This window comes from Bradyrhizobium sp. RD5-C2 (assembly GCF_019972155.1).
Taxonomy (GTDB): Bacteria; Pseudomonadota; Alphaproteobacteria; order Rhizobiales; family Xanthobacteraceae; genus Bradyrhizobium.
Map to the genome: position 1 here is coordinate 156,624 of NZ_BOVL01000059.1, position 16,188 is coordinate 172,811.

The 16,188-nt window shown below is 65.8% G+C and carries 14 protein-coding genes and 1 riboswitch; of the genes, 12 read left to right on the forward strand and 2 right to left on the reverse strand.

The annotated features are described in order from the left end of the window. The 4 genes from BraRD5C2_RS37915 to BraRD5C2_RS37930 form a co-directional block, all read left to right on the forward strand. Window positions 1–450 (forward strand): TOBE domain-containing protein (locus tag BraRD5C2_RS37915; protein WP_223977337.1); only part of this gene is annotated, 450 nt, incomplete at its 5' end. 11 nt (window positions 451–461) lie between these two features. Continuing rightward, window positions 462–1,235, forward strand: coding sequence for an SDR family NAD(P)-dependent oxidoreductase (locus tag BraRD5C2_RS37920; protein WP_223977339.1), 774 nt, complete (start codon window positions 462–464; stop codon window positions 1,233–1,235). A 27-nt stretch (window positions 1,236–1,262) separates the two neighbouring features. Next, on the forward strand, window positions 1,263–2,915 hold the full coding sequence (locus tag BraRD5C2_RS37925) for an FGGY-family carbohydrate kinase (RefSeq protein WP_223977341.1): 1,653 nt from the start codon (window positions 1,263–1,265) through the stop codon (window positions 2,913–2,915). 9 nt (window positions 2,916–2,924) lie between these two features. Continuing rightward, window positions 2,925–3,863 (forward strand): carbohydrate kinase family protein, encoded by a 939-nt coding sequence (locus tag BraRD5C2_RS37930; protein WP_223977343.1) that lies wholly within the window; start codon window positions 2,925–2,927, stop codon window positions 3,861–3,863. A 27-nt stretch (window positions 3,864–3,890) separates the two neighbouring features. On the opposite strand, the gene BraRD5C2_RS37935 is transcribed toward BraRD5C2_RS37930, so the two are convergent. Next, entirely contained in the window at window positions 3,891–4,775 is an 885-nt protein-coding gene (locus tag BraRD5C2_RS37935; protein WP_223977345.1) for a LysR family transcriptional regulator, read from the reverse strand. Window positions 4,776–4,900: 125 nt separating this feature from the next. Between BraRD5C2_RS37935 and BraRD5C2_RS37940 the strand changes: the two genes are divergently transcribed. The 8 genes from BraRD5C2_RS37940 to BraRD5C2_RS37975 all read left to right on the forward strand — a co-directional run bounded on the left by BraRD5C2_RS37940 (window position 4,901) and on the right by BraRD5C2_RS37975 (window position 14,646). Then, entirely contained in the window at window positions 4,901–6,328 is a 1,428-nt protein-coding gene (locus BraRD5C2_RS37940; RefSeq protein WP_223977347.1) for an amidase, read from the forward strand. 79 nt (window positions 6,329–6,407) lie between these two features. Further along, on the forward strand, window positions 6,408–7,358 hold the full coding sequence (locus BraRD5C2_RS37945) for an ABC transporter permease (protein ID WP_223977349.1): 951 nt from the start codon (window positions 6,408–6,410) through the stop codon (window positions 7,356–7,358). Beyond that, a complete protein-coding gene (locus BraRD5C2_RS37950; RefSeq protein WP_223977351.1) occupies window positions 7,355–8,251 on the forward strand; it encodes an ABC transporter permease in 897 nt (298 codons plus the stop codon). The genes BraRD5C2_RS37945 and BraRD5C2_RS37950 overlap by 4 nt, the downstream gene beginning before the upstream one ends. Before the next feature lie 2 nt (window positions 8,252–8,253). Further along, complete coding sequence (locus BraRD5C2_RS37955) at window positions 8,254–9,252, forward strand: ABC transporter ATP-binding protein (RefSeq protein WP_223977353.1); 999 nt, start codon at window positions 8,254–8,256, stop codon at window positions 9,250–9,252. Next, window positions 9,249–10,277, forward strand: a complete 1,029-nt coding sequence (locus BraRD5C2_RS37960; protein ID WP_223977355.1) for an ABC transporter ATP-binding protein — start codon at window positions 9,249–9,251, stop codon at window positions 10,275–10,277. Before BraRD5C2_RS37955 ends, BraRD5C2_RS37960 begins: the two co-directional genes overlap by 4 nt. A gap of 56 nt (window positions 10,278–10,333) precedes the next feature. Continuing rightward, complete coding sequence (locus tag BraRD5C2_RS37965) at window positions 10,334–11,824, forward strand: ABC transporter substrate-binding protein (RefSeq protein ID WP_223977357.1); 1,491 nt, start codon at window positions 10,334–10,336, stop codon at window positions 11,822–11,824. Window positions 11,825–12,280: 456 nt separating this feature from the next. Next, entirely contained in the window at window positions 12,281–13,990 is a 1,710-nt protein-coding gene (locus tag BraRD5C2_RS37970) for a pyrroloquinoline quinone-dependent dehydrogenase (RefSeq protein ID WP_223977359.1), read from the forward strand. An 89-nt stretch (window positions 13,991–14,079) separates the two neighbouring features. Beyond that, window positions 14,080–14,646: a c-type cytochrome gene (locus tag BraRD5C2_RS37975; protein WP_223977361.1), complete on the forward strand. Its 567-nt coding sequence runs from the start codon at window positions 14,080–14,082 to the stop codon at window positions 14,644–14,646. Window positions 14,647–14,762: 116 nt separating this feature from the next. Here BraRD5C2_RS37975 and BraRD5C2_RS37980 read toward each other — a convergent pair whose 3' ends face one another. Beyond that, window positions 14,763–16,040: a serine hydroxymethyltransferase gene (locus tag BraRD5C2_RS37980; protein WP_223977363.1), complete on the reverse strand. Its 1,278-nt coding sequence runs from the start codon at window positions 16,038–16,040 to the stop codon at window positions 14,763–14,765. A gap of 34 nt (window positions 16,041–16,074) precedes the next feature. Next, a riboswitch (ZMP/ZTP riboswitch) is annotated at window positions 16,075–16,160 on the reverse strand. Window positions 16,161–16,188: the final 28 nt, after the last annotated feature.

Consider the following 16,188-nt stretch of genomic DNA (forward strand, 5'->3'; position numbering starts at 1 on the left):
GCGATCTACGTCACCCACGATCAGGTCGAGGCCATGACCATGGCCGACAAGATCGTGGTGCTGAACGGCGGCAAGATCGAGCAATATGGCTCGCCGCTCGAGCTTTATGAGAAGCCCAACAACCTGTTCGTCGCCGGCTTCATCGGCTCGCCGAAGATGAACTTCGTCACCGGGGAACTCGCGAAGCAGCAGGGCGCAACCACCATTGGCGTGCGGCCCGAGCATTTGAAGGTCGAGCGCGACGGGCAGGGCGGCTGGCACGGCACGGTCGCGGTCGCCGAGCATCTCGGCAGCGACACCTTTCTCTACGTCGATGCCGGACCGCTCGGGATGCTGACCGCGCGCTATGTCGGCGAGCTCGACCTGCATCCCGGCGACAAGGTGTCGCTGATCCCGGATCCGGCGCGCATCCATCGTTTCGACGACAGCGGAAAGTCGATCCACGCGTAAGGAAGAAGAAAATGTATCTCGAGAAATTCAGACTCGGCGGCAAGACCGCCATCATCACCGGCGCCGGGCAGGGCATCGGACTGGCGTGTGCCGAGGCACTCGCGGAAGCCGGCGCCAAGGTCATCATCGGCGACCGCGACGCCAAGGCGGCCCATGACGCGCAGGCGGAGCTGAAGGCCAAGGGCTTCGACGCCGATATCGCGCTGATGGACGTGACGGATTCCGGCCGCGTCTCGGCAGTCGCCGACGAACTGGTGCGCAAGTACGGCAAGGTCGACATCCTCGTCAACAATGCCGGCATCGCGCGCAGCGAGACGCCCGCCGAGACCGTGACCGACGAGCATTGGCTCAACGTCATCGACGTCAACCTGAACGGCACCTTCTGGTGCTGCCGCGCGTTCGGCAATCACATGCTGAAGGCGAAGTCCGGCACCATTGTCAATGTCGGCTCGATGTCCGGCTTCATCGTCAACAAGCCGCAGGAGCAGTGCTTCTACAACGCGTCCAAGGCCGCGGTGCATCACTTGACCAAATCGCTCGCCGCCGAATGGGGCGCGCGTGGGGTCCGCGTCAACGCCGTGGCGCCGACCTATATCGAGACGCCGTTGAACGCCTTCGTGAAGAACAGCCCCCGCATGTACGACGCCTGGATCGGTGGAACCCCGATGGCGCGCATGGGGCAGGTCGACGAGATCGCCTCCGTCGTGCTGTTCCTGGCCTCCGGGGCGGCGAGCCTGATGACCGGAAGCATCGTTCTGGTCGATGGCGGCTACACTTGCTGGTAGGATCGCGCCGGAAATAGCGGAGCGGCCATGCGGCAAGCCTATATCGGGGTGGACGTCGGGAGCACCAGCGCCCGGGCGGGGGTATTCGACGAGGCCGGCAAGCTATTGGGCTCGGCGCGGCATCCGATCCGGGTCTGGCACGAGCCCGGCGATATCGTCGAGCAATCGTCCGATGACATCTGGGCCGCCTGCGTGACGTCCGTGCGCAACGCGATGCGGGAGGCGGCGGTCGCCGCCGACTACGTCAAGGGCATCGGGTTTGACGCGACCTGCTCGCTGGTCGTGCTCGATCGAGCCGGCCGACCGCTCACCGTCAGCCCGTCCGGCGATCCCGCGCGCAATGTGGTGGTCTGGATGGATCACCGCGCGATGGATGAGACCGAATTCGTCAACGCGACCGGCGACCGCGTGCTGCGTTATGTCGGCGGCGCGATCTCGCCGGAAATGGAGATCCCGAAGATCCTCTGGCTCAAGCGGCATCTGCCGGCAACCTTCGAGTCCGCCGGGCATTTCTTCGATCTCGCTGACTATCTCTCGTTCCGCGCTACCGGCTCGCTGGCACGCTCGACCTGCACGGTCACCTGCAAATGGACCTATGTCGCGGGTGAGGGCGGCTGGAGCGAGCCCTTCCTGAACCGGGTCGGGCTCGAGGCGCTCGCCGCCGATCGCTTTGCCCGCATCGGCACCGAGATCGTTCCGCCGGGCTCGCCGCTCGGCCGCGGCTTGTCGGAAGGTGCCGCGCGCGATCTTGGCCTTGTGCCGGGAACCGCGGTCGGCGCCTCTTTGATCGATGCCCATGCCGGCGGCGTCGGCGCGATCGGCGGCCGCGACGGCTCAGGCACCGATGTCGATGTCTGCCAGCGACTGGCCTATATCATGGGAACGTCGGCCTGTATTATGGCGACGACGGTCGATCCTTGCTTCGTGCCCGGGGTCTGGGGCCCGTATTTCGAAGGCATGGTGCCGGGCTTCTGGCTCAACGAGGGCGGCCAATCGGCGGCCGGTGCCGCGATCGATCATCTGCTCAAATCGCACCCGGCGCATGCCGAGGTTTTGCTGGCTGCGAAGCACGACGGCGTCGATGTCATCGAGTATCTCGAAAAACGCATCCTGGCGCGCAGCGGCAATGCCGGGGCCGCGGCGCTGCTTGCACGCAACGTTCATGTCCTGCCGGAATTCCTCGGCAACCGGTCGCCCTATGCCGATCCCGGCTCGCGTGCCGTGATCGCGGGGCTCGATCTCGACACCGACGTGTCGGCGCTGGAGCGGCTGTTCATCGCCGGCCTGTGCGGGCTGGCCTATGGCCTTGCCGACGTCATCGAGGCGCTGCAGGCCCACGGCGTCAGCGGCAAGACCATCGTGATCGGCGGCGGCGCGAGCCGCAGCCCCCTGGTGCGCCAGATCATGGCCGACACCACCGGTTACACGGTGGCGCTGCCGCAGACGCAAGAACCCGTCTTGCTCGGCGCCGCGATGCTGGGCGCGGTCGCCAGTGGTGCGCATAGCTCGATCAATGCGGCGATGGCCGGCATGTCGGCGCTCGGGCGGTTGAGCGAGCCGACCAGGCTCGAGCTCACCGATTTCCATCGCAAGAAGCGCGGCGTGCACAAGATGCTGCGCCAGCTCGATCGTGACAGCCGCGAGGCGATGAAGCGGGCTCCCGGCGCGGCGCCGGGTTGAGGTATTTGCATGCTGCTGAGTTGCGGAGATGCGCTGATTGATTTCCTGCCGTCGCGGACGGCGGACGGACGCGAGGCCCTGACGCCCGCCGTCGGCGGCTCCTGTCTCAACATCGCAATCGGCAGCGCCCGGCTCGACGTTCCCACCGGCTTTGTCGGCGGCATCTCGACCGACACCTTCGGCCGCATGATCGCCGATCATGCGGCGGCGTCAGTCGTCGATCTCAGCCGCGCGACACGCAGCGATCGCCAGGCAACGCTGGCCTTTGCGCGCGTCACCGGCACCGAGACGCAATACGCCTTCTATGACGCCGACACCGCATCGCGGAACTGGGCCTATCGGCGCGAGGCGATTGCGCTTGACGGCATCACATGCCTGCACACCGGCTCGACCACGCTGGTCCACGTCAAGGGCGCGGCCGAGACGCTGGCCTTCATCGAGGATGCGCGGGCGAAGGTGACAATCTCGCTCGATCCGAATTGCCGGCCGAACCTCGTCAAGGACAAGAACGCCTATCGTGCGCGCATGCTGGCGTTCTGCGGCAAGGCGGATATCGTCAAGATGTCCGACGTCGACTTCGCCTATCTGTTCGGCGACGAGGCCTATGCGGCGAGGGCCGAAGCGCTGCTGTCCGGCGGCGTATCGCTCGTCGTCATCACGCGCGGCAATGATGGCGCCTCTGCCTGGCATCGCCAGGCCGGACCGATCGAGGTCGCGTCGCCGGTCGTGAATGTCGTGGATACGATCGGCGCTGGCGACAGTTTTCAGGCGGCGCTGCTCGCCGCATTGCATCGGCTGGACCGGATCGCGCGGCAGCAACTGCGCGAGATCGGCGCGGCCGAGCTCACACGCGCGCTGTCGTTTGCCTGCCAATGCGCCGCCTTCACCTGCACGCGCGCAGGCGCCGATCCGCCGCGGAGCCGGGAGTTGCCTGCGGACACCTGGTAGTTGCTCGGCAGCGGCAACGACCGCGCGTCACAAATGTGCAACGACCTTCTCGGCGCCCTTGAGGAAACTTCGGATCAATGGGCTGGCGGAATCGCGCCGCCAGCAGGCCGCGATCTCGATCGTGTCGGCGATGTCGACGAAGCGCCGGAACGCGATGCCGGGCGGCGCGCCGAGCTTGGCGCAAGCCGGCAGGATCGCGAGCCCTTCGCCGGCGAGCACGAGGCTGAGCGCCGAGTGCACGGTCTCGACCCGGCTGACGACCGGCATCACGACCTGATGCCGCCGCAGCATCGCCGATACCGCCGACGAGGTGGGCTCCTCCGGCCGTGGCAAAGCGATGAGCGGACGCCCTTGCAATCTGCTGACCGGCACGGCGGAGAGGCGGGCGAGCGGCGAGCGCGCGGGCATCGCCAGCATCAGCGGTTGCGTGCCGATCTGGGCGACCTGGATTTCCGGGTGATGGATCGCGGGCATGCACAAGGCAACGCTGACGGCGCGGTCGAGCAGCAGCGTCTCGCGGGTGGAAGCGGAAAGCTCCACGAAATCGAGATCGACGCCGGGCAGCGACCGGCGCAGCTCCGGCACCAGGCGCGGCAGCACCGCGCTCGCCAGCACGAACATGTAGCCGACCGCGAGCCGGCCGCGTTGTCCGGAGGCGATCGCGCGCGCCGCCTCGATGCCTTCCTCGGCCAGCGCCAGCGCCTCGCTCGCCCGCGACAGCAGAGCGAGGCCGGCCTCCGTCAAATCCATGCCGCGCGTGCCGCGCCGGAACAGCGGCGCGCCGAGCTCGGCCTCGAGCTTGCGGATCTGCACCGACAGCGGCGGTTGGGCCATCCGGAGCCGCTCGGCAGCCTTGCCGACGCTGCGCTCTTCAGCCACGGCAACGAAGTAACGAAGCCGACGCAAATCCATAGGCATACCGAAAACGTATGGGTTGGCCTTCAAATTCGTATTGGACGCCGAGTTAACATGGGAGGCATTCTGGCTGTCAATGCGGTCGAACGTGCCGTCCGGCCCTCTGGAGAGCGTGTTTGGGGATGAGTGGAGATCCGTGTCTTCTGCCGGCGACCGAATTGCGCGCGCGCATCGCCGCTAGGGAAATCTCTCCCGTCGAGCTCACCGCCGCGGTGCTCGCCCGCGCCGAGCGGCTGCAGGGCGAGCTGAACTGCTTCATCACGCTGTGCGCCGACGAGGCGATGGCGCAGGCGAAGGCCGCGGAGCGGCAGGTCATGGCCGGCGAGCCGCTCGGCCTGCTGCACGGCATCCCGTTCACCGTGAAGGACATCGTCAGCACCAAAGGCGTGCGCACGACCTTCGGCGCGGTGCCTTACCGGAACAATGTGCCGAACCATGATGCCGTGGCGGTGGCCCGGCTCCGTGCGCAGGGCGGAATATTGCTCGGCAAGACCACGACGCCGGAGTTCGGCAGCAAGTGCCTGACCGACTCGCCGCTGTTCGGCCGCACCCGCAATGCCTGGAGTGCCGAGCGGACGAGCGGCGGCTCCAGCGGCGGCGCGGCGGTGGCGGTCGCGAGCGGGATCGCGCCGCTGGCGGTTGCGACGGACGGCGGCGGCTCGACCCGGATTCCCGCCGCCTGCAACGGCGTGGTCGGGATCAAGCAGAGCAACGGCGTGATCCCGCACAGCCAGGTGCAGGACGCCTTCGGCAACCAAACCTATGTCACGCCGACCACGCGCACGGTCGCCGACACCGCGCTGATGATGCAGGCGATGGCCGGCGAGGATCCGTCAGATCCGTGGTCGATCGGCGTGCCGGTGCCTGATTATCTCGATCGCGCGGCGCCGTGTGGTGATCTCAGGGGCAGGCGAGTGCTGTACTGCCTGTCGCCCCCTGGCCGCCCGGTGACATCAGATGTCGCCGCAAACTTCAAGGCGAGCCTCGACCGGCTGGCCGGCCTCGGCGCCGAACTCGAGGAGTTCTCCGGCGACGGCTTCGACATCGAGCCGATCTGGCGCGCCATCAATCACACCGTCTGGCGCACCCGCTTCGAGAAGCTGGCGGCCGATCATCCCGATGACCTCAGCCCGACCTTCCTGAAGCAGCTCGCGCTGGCCGCGAAGGTGAGCGGCGTCGAGTACCAGCAGGCGATGTTCGACCGCACCGCGCTGTTCCGCCGGGTGCAGGCGCTGTTCGCGCGCGGCGATCTATTGGCGATGCCGACAGTGACCCGCACGGCGCTGCCGATCGACCAGGATCTGTTCGGCAGCATCGACATCGACGGCCAGAGCTTCGACAGCGTGCGGCCGCACTGGTTTCCCTGGACCATGCTGTTCAACATGACTGGACATCCCGCAGTCAGCATCCCCTCCGGCTTCGGCCGCGACGGCCTGCCGATCGGCCTGCATCTGGTCGGTCGCTTCCGGGCCGATGCGGAACTGCTGCGCGTCGCGGCGCTGTTCGAGCAAGCGAGCGATCTGCTCGGCCGTTGGCCGGCGCTGACATGATGAATGGCGCGGCGAAGGGCTTGCATTCGTCCGCGAACATGTTGAAACCTGCGGCCTGTTCCCAATCCTTCGGGCGGGCATGAGCGTATTCTTCCTGCGGCGGATCCTGACCCTGGTGGCGACGCTGTTCGCGGCCTCGGTGATCATTTTCCTGGTGCTCGACGCGCTGCCGGGCAATGCGGCGCAGATGCTGATGGGCGCCGACGCCTCGCCCGATGCGGTGCGCGCGCTCACCGTCAAGCTCGGCCTCGACCAGCCGCTCACCGTTCGCTATCTGCTCTGGATCAAGGGCATGGCGGTCGGCGATCTCGGCAACAGCTATGTCTACGGCACGCCGGTGGCCGGCCTGATCGCGGAGCGGCTGGTGCTGACGATCCCGCTCGCGATCATGTCGATGCTGATCACGGTGGTGCTGGCGCTCGCCGCCGGCATCTACACCGCGGCCAATCACAACAAGATCGGCGATGTCGGCGTGATGTCGCTGACTCAGATCGGCATCGCGCTGCCGAATTTCTGGTTCGCGATCCTCCTTATCCTGCTGTTCTCGGTGAAGCTGCAATTGCTGTCCGCCGGCGGATTTGCCGGCTGGGATGACGGCGTCTGGGCTGGAATCAAGTCGCTGCTGCTGCCCGCGATCTCGCTCGCCGTGGTGCAGGCCGCGATCCTCGCCCGCGTGACCCGCTCCGCCGTACTGGAGGTGCTGCGCGAGGATTTCGTCCGCACAGCGCGCGCCAAGGGGCTTGGCAAGCGCGAGGTGCTGTGGCGCCATGTGCTGCGCAACGCCATGATCCCGGTCATGACGGTCATGGGCCTGCAATTCGCCAATCTCCTGGCCGGCACCATCGTGATCGAGAACGTGTTCTATCTGCCGGGCCTCGGCCGGCTGATCTTCCAGTCGATCGCCAACCGCGACCTGGTCGTGGTGCGCAACTGCGTGATGCTGCTGGCCGCAATGGTCGTGACAGTCAATTTCGTGGTCGATGTGCTCTATGCCTTCATCGATCCGCGCATCAAGGTCGCAAACCTGTGAGCGCGCCGCTGACCGCATCAGCCGGCACGGCGGCGATCGCCCCGGGGGTGAGGCCTGCGACCGGCTTCTGGCGCCGCGCGCTGCGTCATCGCAGCTTCGTCCTCGGCGCGGTGCTCAGCCTCGTTGTGCTCGTCGCGGCGCTGCTGTCGCTGGTCTGGACGCCGTGGTCGGCCTACGACATCGACGTCGCATCGAAGCTGCATCCGCCGTCGGCGGCGCATTGGCTCGGTACCGACGTGCTCGGCCGCGACATCGTCTCGCTGCTTTTGGTCGGCGCGCGCTCTACCATCATGGTCGGCGTCATCGCGGTGGGCATCGGCCTGACCTTCGGCGTCGGCCTCGGCCTGATCGCGGCGGCCCGCAAGGGCTGGACCGAGGAGCTCATCATGCGGATGAGCGACTTCACCTTCGCTTTCCCGGCCGTGCTGTCGGCCATCATGCTGGCCGCGGTCGCGGGCCCCGGCATGGTGACGTCGATCACCGCGATCGGCATCTTCCAGATCCCGACCTTCGTCCGCGTCACCCGCGGCTCGGCCAATGCGATCTGGGCCCGCGAATTCGTGCTGGCCGCGCGCGCCGCGGGAAAGGGCTCGTTCCGTATCACGATCGAGCACGTGCTGCCGAACATCCTGTCGATCCTGATCGTGCAGGCGACGATCCAGTTCGCGCTGGCGATCCTCGCCGAGGCCGCGCTGTCCTATCTCGGGCTCGGCACCCAGCCGCCGCAGCCGTCCTGGGGCCGCATGCTCAACGACGCGCAGACCCTGCTGTTCCAGTCGCCGATGCTCGCGGTCTATCCCGGCGTTGCGATCGCGATCGCGGTGCTCGGGCTCAATTTGCTCGGTGACGGCTTGCGCGATCTGCTCGATCCCCGTCTGGCGCGGGAGCGTTGAGCATGAGTGACGCGCCGCTGATCGAGGTGAAGGACCTGGGCGTCCGGCTCAACACCAGCCGCGGCCCGGCACAGGCGGTCCGCGGCATCAGCTTCGCGCTTCGCCGCGGCGAGACGCTCGGGCTGGTCGGCGAGTCCGGTTGCGGCAAGTCGGTCACGGCGCTGGCCCTGATGGGGCTGCTGCCCGACAGCGCCGTGATCAGCGGCAGCATCCGGCTCGATGGTGCGGAGCTGGTCGGACTGCCGGATGCGGCCTATTGCAAGCTGCGCGGCAACCGCATCAGCATGATTTTCCAGGAGCCGATGACCGCGCTCAACCCGATGCACACGATCGGGCACCAAGTCGCCGAGCCGCTGCGGCGTCACACCGGCATCTCGGCAACGGAGGCGCGCGGCGAAGCCATCGCCTTGCTCGATCGCGTCGGCCTGCCGGATGCGGCAAAGCGGGTCGATGCCTATCCGCACCAGTTTTCCGGCGGCCAGCGCCAGCGCATCACGATCGCGATGGCGCTGGCCTGCCAGCCGGATGTGCTGATCGCCGACGAGCCGACCACGGCACTCGACGTCACGATCCAGGGCCAGATCCTCGATCTGATCGCCGATCTCGTCGCGGAGCGCGGCATGTCGATGATCCTGATCTCGCACGATCTCGGCGTGATTGCCGAGAATGTCGAGCGCATGATGGTGATGTATGGCGGCACCGTCGTCGAAAGCGGCGAAACTAATGCCGTGTTCACGCGGATGGGCCATCCTTATACGCAGGGCCTGTTCCGCGCCCGGCCGCGGCTCGGCGCGCGCAAGGGGACGCGGCTCACCACCATCGCCGGCACCGTGCCGGAGCTGGCCGACCTGCCCGCGGGCTGCACCTTCGCCGACCGCTGCGGGATCGTCGAGGCGCGTTGCCGCGCGGCGCTGCCGGCTGTGGTCGATGTCGGCGGAAGGCATGGCGTGCGCTGCATCAGGACCGACGTCTCGATGTCCGCCGGGGGCGTCGGCGCATGACGGTACTGGAACAGCCATCATCCGCAACGCCGTTGCTCGAGGTGAAGGACCTCGCACAGCGTTACACCCTGCCGCGTGAAAGCCTGTTCAAGCCCGCAGCGCAGGTGCACGCGCTCAATGGCGTCACGGCGCAAGTCATGCCGGGCAAGAGCCTCGGCGTCGTCGGCGAATCCGGGTCGGGCAAGTCGACCTTTGCGCGGCTGGTGATGGCGCTGGAGCGGCCGACCTCGGGCACGGTGGCTCTGCTGGGCCGCGACCTCAATCGGATGGCGCCGGACGAGCTGCGCCGCGCGCGCCGCGATTTCCAGATGGTGTTCCAGGATCCCTACGGTTCGCTCGATCCGCGCCAGACCATCGCGCGCATCGTGGCCGAGCCGCTGACTGCGCTCGGGCGCATGGATCGCGCTGGTCTGCGCGAGCGTGTCGCTGCGGTGCTGCGGCAGGTCGGGCTGCGCGATGCCGACATGGACAAGTTCCCGCACGAATTCTCGGGCGGCCAGCGCCAGCGCATCGCGATCGCGCGCGCGCTGATCACCCAGCCGAAGCTGATCGTCGCCGACGAGCCGGTCTCGGCGCTCGACGTGTCGGTGCAGGCGCAGGTGCTCAATCTGATGCAGGATCTGCAGGATGAATTCGGCTTGAGCTACATCCTGATCAGCCATGATCTCGCCGTGGTCGATCTGCTTTGCGACGAGATCGCAGTGATGTATCTCGGGCGGATCGTCGAGCAGGGCCGGCCCGCCGATCTGTTCGCCCACAGCGCCCATCCCTATACGCGCGCGCTGCTGGATGCGGTTCCGCGCGCCCGGGCAGGTGGCGTCCGGCGCCGCCGCGGCGCGCAGGCGATCGGCTCGCAGGCGTCCGCTGTGACCGGCTGTCCCTACGCGCCGCGCTGCCCTCTCGCCGACCAGCATTGTCGCGAGACCGCGCCTGCGCTACGCAACCTCGGAGACGCCCATATGGCGGCCTGCCATCACGCCGAAGCCGTGATGGCGCTGCCGCCGGTGGTCGCGGAGGCCGGTTAGTCTATTGTGCGGGACCAGCCCAGGCTGATGAAAGAGCACGTCCGGGGAGCAGACCAATGTTGAGGAAATTGTGCGTCATCGCGGCCGCTGCCGCACTCGCCGCAGCGCCGCTGCCGAGCCTCGCGCAGGGCAAGAAGGACAGCGTCGTGATGGGCATGACGTTGGAGCCGCCGGGACTCGATCCCACCAACGCGGCGGCCGCAGCGATCGCCGAAGTCACGCTCTACAACGTCTATGAGACGCTGACCAAGATCAACGAGGACGGCTCGGTATCGCCGTTGCTCGCCGAGAGCTGGCAAGCCTCGCCGGATCTCAAGAGCTATACGTTCAAACTCCGCAAGGGCGTCAAATTCCACAACGGCGAGCCGTTCGATTCCGCGGCGGTCAAGTTCACGTTCGACCGCGCGGCGGCGCCGACCTCGACCAACAAGGACAGGAGCCTGTACCAGGCCTTCGCGTCGGTGACGGCGCCCGATCCGGAGACCGTCGTCGTCGCGTTGAAATATTCCGAGCCGAACCTGCCGTTCCTGCTCGGCCAGGCGTCGGGCTCGATCGTCGAGCCGAAGAGCGCGCCGACCGATGTGACGCAGCCGGTCGGCACCGGGCCCTACACGCTCGGCAGCTGGGCCAAGGGTTCGTCGATCACGCTGGTGAAATGGCCGGAGTATCGCAATGCCGCCGCGATCAAGCTTTCCAAGGTGACGATCCGCTTCATCGGCGATCCCGCCGCGCAGGTCGCGGCGTTGCTGTCGGGTGACGTCGACGCCTTTCCGCGGGTTGCAGCGGCGCGCAGCCTGGCGCAGTTCAAGGCCGACCCGCGCTTCAACGTGCTGATCGGCGGCTCGCGAACGAAAACCATTGTCGGCATCAACGAGCGCAAGAAGCCGCTCGATGACGTCCGTGTTCGCCGCGCCATCCTGGCCGCGATTGACCGCAAGGCGATGATCGACGGCGCGGTCGACGGCTTCGGTACGCCGATCGGCAGCTTCTACACGCCGGGATCGCTCGGCTATGTCGATACCACCGGCATCAACCCCTATGATCCGGAACTCGCCAAGAAGCTGCTGGCCGAGGCCGGCGTCAAGACCCCGCTCGAGCTCAGCCTCAAGCTGCCGCCACCGTCCTACGCGCGGCAGGGCGGCGAGGTGCTCGCGGCCCAGCTCGCAAAAGTCGGCATCGTTGCCAAGATTGAGAACGTGGAATGGGCGCAGTGGCTGTCGCAGGTCTTCACCGGCCCGCACAATTACGACCTCACCATCGTCGCGCATGTCGAGCCGTTCGACCTCGTGAAAATGACCGAGCCGGATTATTATCTCGGCTACAAGTCCGAGGCGTTCAACGCGCTCTATCAGCAGATCATGGCGACGCCTGACGAAGCCGGCCGGGCAAAGTTGCTCGGCGACGCGCAGCGGATGCTGGCAACCGATGCGGTCGCCGGCTTTCTGTTCCAGCCGCAATTGATCACGATCGCCAGCAAGAAGCTGAAGGGTGTGTGGAAGGACGTCCCGCAGTTCGAGAATGATTTCTCGACCTGGGCTTGGGAGTAACTTGCGAGTAACTTGTGAGTAACTTGGGAGTAACCCGGGAGCAGGCGGTCGCGTCGGCGAAGAGCAATGGCCTCGGACGGCGCCGCACCTCGCGCGTCGCTGCCGCTTGACGCTTAGTCTCATTTTGCGTGCTGCGCCTGCGAAGGCGAATGTGCCCGGCGATGCGCGAAGTCGCCGGAAGCCACCGATATTGCTTACATTGATGCAAACCCGCGGTAGCAGCACTTCGGGCGCGCGAACGCATGCAGTTGCGGCTTCGCATTGAGCGTATCGGTTGTCTTTGTGAACGACAGCGCTAACATGGAACCCGTCCATCGATACCTGTCGTTGTCTTTTTTGATCACCTATTGCAGCGCAACCAAGGCCACCACGGTACGCGCTGGCTACGCCAGGCCTCGAGGGGGAAGTAGCAAACATCGTCCCTGATACTGCAACCAAGAAATAACGGGGGAGACTATGTACGTGAAAGGGCTTGCGGCATTCGCCGCAGCGGTCGGCGTTGGCCTGTTGTCCGGTGCCGCCATCGCACAAGAAGTCAAGCAGGAGAAGCAGTCGGTCCTTGGGAACGCCAATGTGCCTCCGGTGACCCAGGAGCAGCTCAACGCCGCCGACAAGAACGCCAAGGACTTCCTGCTCACCAACGGAAATTACGCCCAGACGCGGTTTTATCCGGGCAAGCAGATCAGCCGCGACAATGTGAAGAACCTGCACGTCGCCTGGATCTTCCAGACCGACGTCAAGGAATCGCTGGAGACATCGCCGATCGTGGTCGACGGCGTGATGTATGTCACGACGTCGTTCAGCCATGTCTATGCGCTCGACGCCAAGACCGGCCAGCAGCTCTGGCACTACGCCCACAAGATGGGGCCGATCACGGTGTATTGCTGCGGCCCCAACAATCGCGGCGTCCAGGTGCTCGGCGACCGGGTCTATCTGGCGACGCTGGATTCCAAGCTGATGGCGCTGAACGCCAAGACCGGCGAGGTGGTCTGGACCACCAACATCGCCGATCCCGAGCTCGGCTACAGCGAGACGATGGCGCCGACCGTGGTCAAGGACAAGGTGCTGATCGGCACCAATGGCGGCGAATACGGCATCCGCGGTTTCGTGCGCGCCTACGACGCCAAGACCGGCAAGCAGCTCTGGAATTTCAACACCATTCCGGAGAACTCCGTCGGCGTCTGGGCGACCAAGGACGCCACCGGCCGCGACATGCATCGCAATATCCAGGCCGAGAAGGACATGCTCGCCAAGATCGGCGATCCCTATGCCAAGCTCGGCGGCGGCGTGTGGCAGAACCCGTCGGTCGATCTCGCAACCAACCGGATCTACTTCGTCGTCGGCAATCCGTCGCCCGACCTCGACGGCTCGAACCGGCCCGGCGACAACCTCTACACCAACTCGCTGGTCTCGCTCGATCTCGATACCGGCAAGTATGTCTGCCACTTCCAGTACATTGCCCATGACGTGTGGGATCTCGACGCGGTCAGCCCGACGGTGCTGGTCAACGTCAAGGACAAGGACGGCAAGGCGATTCCCGGCGTCATCCATGCCGGCAAGACCGGGCACATCTATGTGCACGATCGCAAGGACTGCAGCCTGATCCGCTTCTCCGAGGCGATGGTGCCGCAGGAGAACATGTGGGTGCTGCCGACGAAGGAAGGCGCGCGCATGCTGCCCGGCGCCAATGGCGGTGTCGAATGGTCGCCGATCGCGACCGATCCGGGACAGGAGCTGGCCTACGCCATCAACCTGCACCAGCCGATGACCTACCACGTCGAAAGCTCCGCTTATCCTAACGGCAAGTTGTGGCTGGGCGGCGCCTTCAAGGTGATCCCGAGCGAAAAGCAGTCGGGCAACATCACCGCGGTGAACTACAACACCGGCAAGATCAAGTGGCAGGTCAAGACACCCGAGCCGATGATCGGCGGCATCCTCGCCACCGCCGGCGGCCTGGTGTTCACGGGCGAAGGCAACGGCAAGTTCGCGGCCTACAATTCGTCGAGCGGCAAGGAGCTGTGGAGCTTCCGCGCCGGCGCCGGCGTCAACGCGCCGCCGTCGAGCTACATGATCGGCGGCAAGCAATATGTCGTGGTCGGTGCCGGCGGAAACACCCAGCTCGACTACAAGCGCGGCAACAACATCATCGCCTTCACGCTCGACTGAGCCGAGACGGGATGCATAATCGCACGTGCAAGCATTGACGGCGAGGCGGGACCGGTTCGGTCCCGCCTCGGTTTTCTTCGGATGGGCCAATGTTCGGTAAATTGATGATGTGCGGCGCCGCGCTGCTGCTGATTGCGGCGCATGCGCGCGCGGAAACGATCGAGGAGAAGGTGCAGGTCTGCACCGGTTGCCACGGCGAGAACGGCAAGCCCGTCGACAAGACCATTCCGACGATCTGGGGCCAGCAGGCCGGCTATCTCTATATCCAGCTCCGCGATTTCAAGCGCGGCGATCGCAAGAGCGACATCATGCAGCCGATCGCGACCCAGTTCGAGCGCGACGACATGCTGGCGATCGCGGAATATTTTTCGCAGAAGCCATGGCCGAATCTCGGCCAGCCCAGCGCGCCCAAGGACGTCGCCGCGAAGGCGCTCAGCGCCAGCGCTTCCGTCGGTTGCCCGGCCTGCCACCTCGATCGCTTCCAGGGCGACGGCACGGTGCCGCGGCTTGCCGGGATGGGACGGGATTATCTCGCCAAGACGATCGCCGATTTCCGCACCCGCGCCCGCGGCAACAATCCCGGCATGTCAGACCTTATGATCGCGACATCGCCCGACGACCTCGCCGCGCTGGTGGACTACCTGGCGGGGTCGTAGCGGCGGGCGGGTTGACCCTCACGCGAGCGCAGGGCTGTCGCATATGCGTTTCTGGCGGTCGGGGTCGGGCGCGAGCGCCCGACCCCGTTCTGCATATCTGCGCGTCAAAGTTCCGGTCAGTTCGATCGAGACCCGGACACCACGCCTGGAACAGGAAAAGCTCGGCACATCTCGATGCACTCCGACCTGAGACGCGCGAGGATCGCATCGTCTCCGCTCGCCTGCAGAGCCCCCGCAATGAACTCGCCGATACGGTGCATTTCGGAATCTCCCATGCCACGCGTGGTCGCTGCCGGTGTCCCAATTCGAATACCGCTTGGCCTGAGCGGCGGACGCGGATCGTCTGGAATAACTTGCTTGTTTGTGGTGATGGCGATGGCTTCGAGCAGGTCCTCGGCTGCTCGCCCGTCCAGTCCGACAGAAGCTATCGTATCGACGACCATCATGTGATTGTCCGTCCCGTCCGTGACCAGCTTCATCCCGCGTTCCATCAGCGCGCCGGCAAGAACCTTCGCGTTGCGCAGAACCTGTCGCGCGTAAAGCTGGAAATCCGAGGTCGCCGCCTTCTTGAGCGTCACGGCAGTCCCGGCCACGACGTTCATGTGAGGTCCGCCCTGCAACCCGGGAAAGACGGAAGCATCGATCCGACCGGCATTTTCCTTCCGGCACAGGATGATCCCGCCGCGGGGGCCGCGCAGTGTCTTGTGGGATGTCGTCGTCATGACGTCGAAGCCGGCATCAAGCGGATTGCGCATGACGTTCGCGGCAACCAATCCGCCATAGTGGCTCACGTCGGCCATCGTGAGCGCGCCAACTTCGTCTGCGATATTCTTGAACGCCGCATAGTCCAGGTCGCGCGGATAGGAGCTGTAGCCGCACAACACCATCTTCGGACGCGCTTCACGCGCAATCGCGCGCAGCTCATCGAAATCTATCGCGCCGTTTGACGGTGCCGTCTTGTAGCGAACGAAGTTGAACAAACGCCCCATGTGGGACACCGGCGCGCCGTGGGTGAGATGACCGCCGTGGGACAGGTCCATGGCGAGGATCGTGTCGCCGGGCTGCAACAGGCCGAGATAGACGGCCTGATTCATCGGTGATCCGGAAAGCGGCTGAACGTTGGCGTGCTCGGCACGAAAAAGCGAGCAGGCCCGCTGGCGTGCGAGGTTCTCGACGTCGTCCGTATACTGCTGGCCGCCGTAGTATCTGCGTCCCGGATATCCCTCGGAATATTTATTGGTGAAGACCGATCCGAGCAGTTCAAGCACCTCCGGGTAGGTGTAATTCTCGGACGGAATCAGTTCGACGCCGTCCTGTTGACGGCGCTCTTCCCCCACAAGGGCAGCGGCGATCTCTTGATCGTTGATGGACAGTTCGTTGCGAAACGACGGCATGATCGGGCTCCTCAACACGCTGTTTTTCCAGCAGATTGGTTGCCCAGGCGATCGGCGTCGGAACCCTTCGCGCTTCCCCGTGGTTTATTCCACGTTAGCTCGCCAGTCGCGCGATAGGACGAATGAGCACGGAGACTCTTCGTAGAGG

Excerpts from the sequence above, each read along its gene's own strand:
- BraRD5C2_RS37960 (WP_223977355.1), top strand. The coding sequence starts at position 9,249 with ATGACGGTACTGGAACAGCCATCATCCGCAACGCCGTTGCTCGAGGTG.
- BraRD5C2_RS37970 (WP_223977359.1), top strand. The coding sequence starts at position 12,281 with ATGTACGTGAAAGGGCTTGCGGCATTCGCCGCAGCGGTCGGCGTTGGC.
- BraRD5C2_RS37945 (WP_223977349.1), top strand. The coding sequence starts at position 6,408 with ATGAGCGTATTCTTCCTGCGGCGGATCCTGACCCTGGTGGCGACGCTG.
- BraRD5C2_RS37955 (WP_223977353.1), top strand. The coding sequence starts at position 8,254 with ATGAGTGACGCGCCGCTGATCGAGGTGAAGGACCTGGGCGTCCGGCTC.
- BraRD5C2_RS37935 (WP_223977345.1), bottom strand. The coding sequence starts at position 4,775 with ATGGATTTGCGTCGGCTTCGTTACTTCGTTGCCGTGGCTGAAGAGCGC.
- BraRD5C2_RS37925 (WP_223977341.1), top strand. The coding sequence starts at position 1,263 with ATGCGGCAAGCCTATATCGGGGTGGACGTCGGGAGCACCAGCGCCCGG.
- BraRD5C2_RS37930 (WP_223977343.1), top strand. The coding sequence starts at position 2,925 with ATGCTGCTGAGTTGCGGAGATGCGCTGATTGATTTCCTGCCGTCGCGG.
- BraRD5C2_RS37980 (WP_223977363.1), bottom strand. The coding sequence starts at position 16,040 with ATGCCGTCGTTTCGCAACGAACTGTCCATCAACGATCAAGAGATCGCC.
- BraRD5C2_RS37920 (WP_223977339.1), top strand. The coding sequence starts at position 462 with ATGTATCTCGAGAAATTCAGACTCGGCGGCAAGACCGCCATCATCACC.
- BraRD5C2_RS37940 (WP_223977347.1), top strand. The coding sequence starts at position 4,901 with ATGAGTGGAGATCCGTGTCTTCTGCCGGCGACCGAATTGCGCGCGCGC.
- BraRD5C2_RS37975 (WP_223977361.1), top strand. The coding sequence starts at position 14,080 with ATGTTCGGTAAATTGATGATGTGCGGCGCCGCGCTGCTGCTGATTGCG.
- BraRD5C2_RS37965 (WP_223977357.1), top strand. The coding sequence starts at position 10,334 with ATGTTGAGGAAATTGTGCGTCATCGCGGCCGCTGCCGCACTCGCCGCA.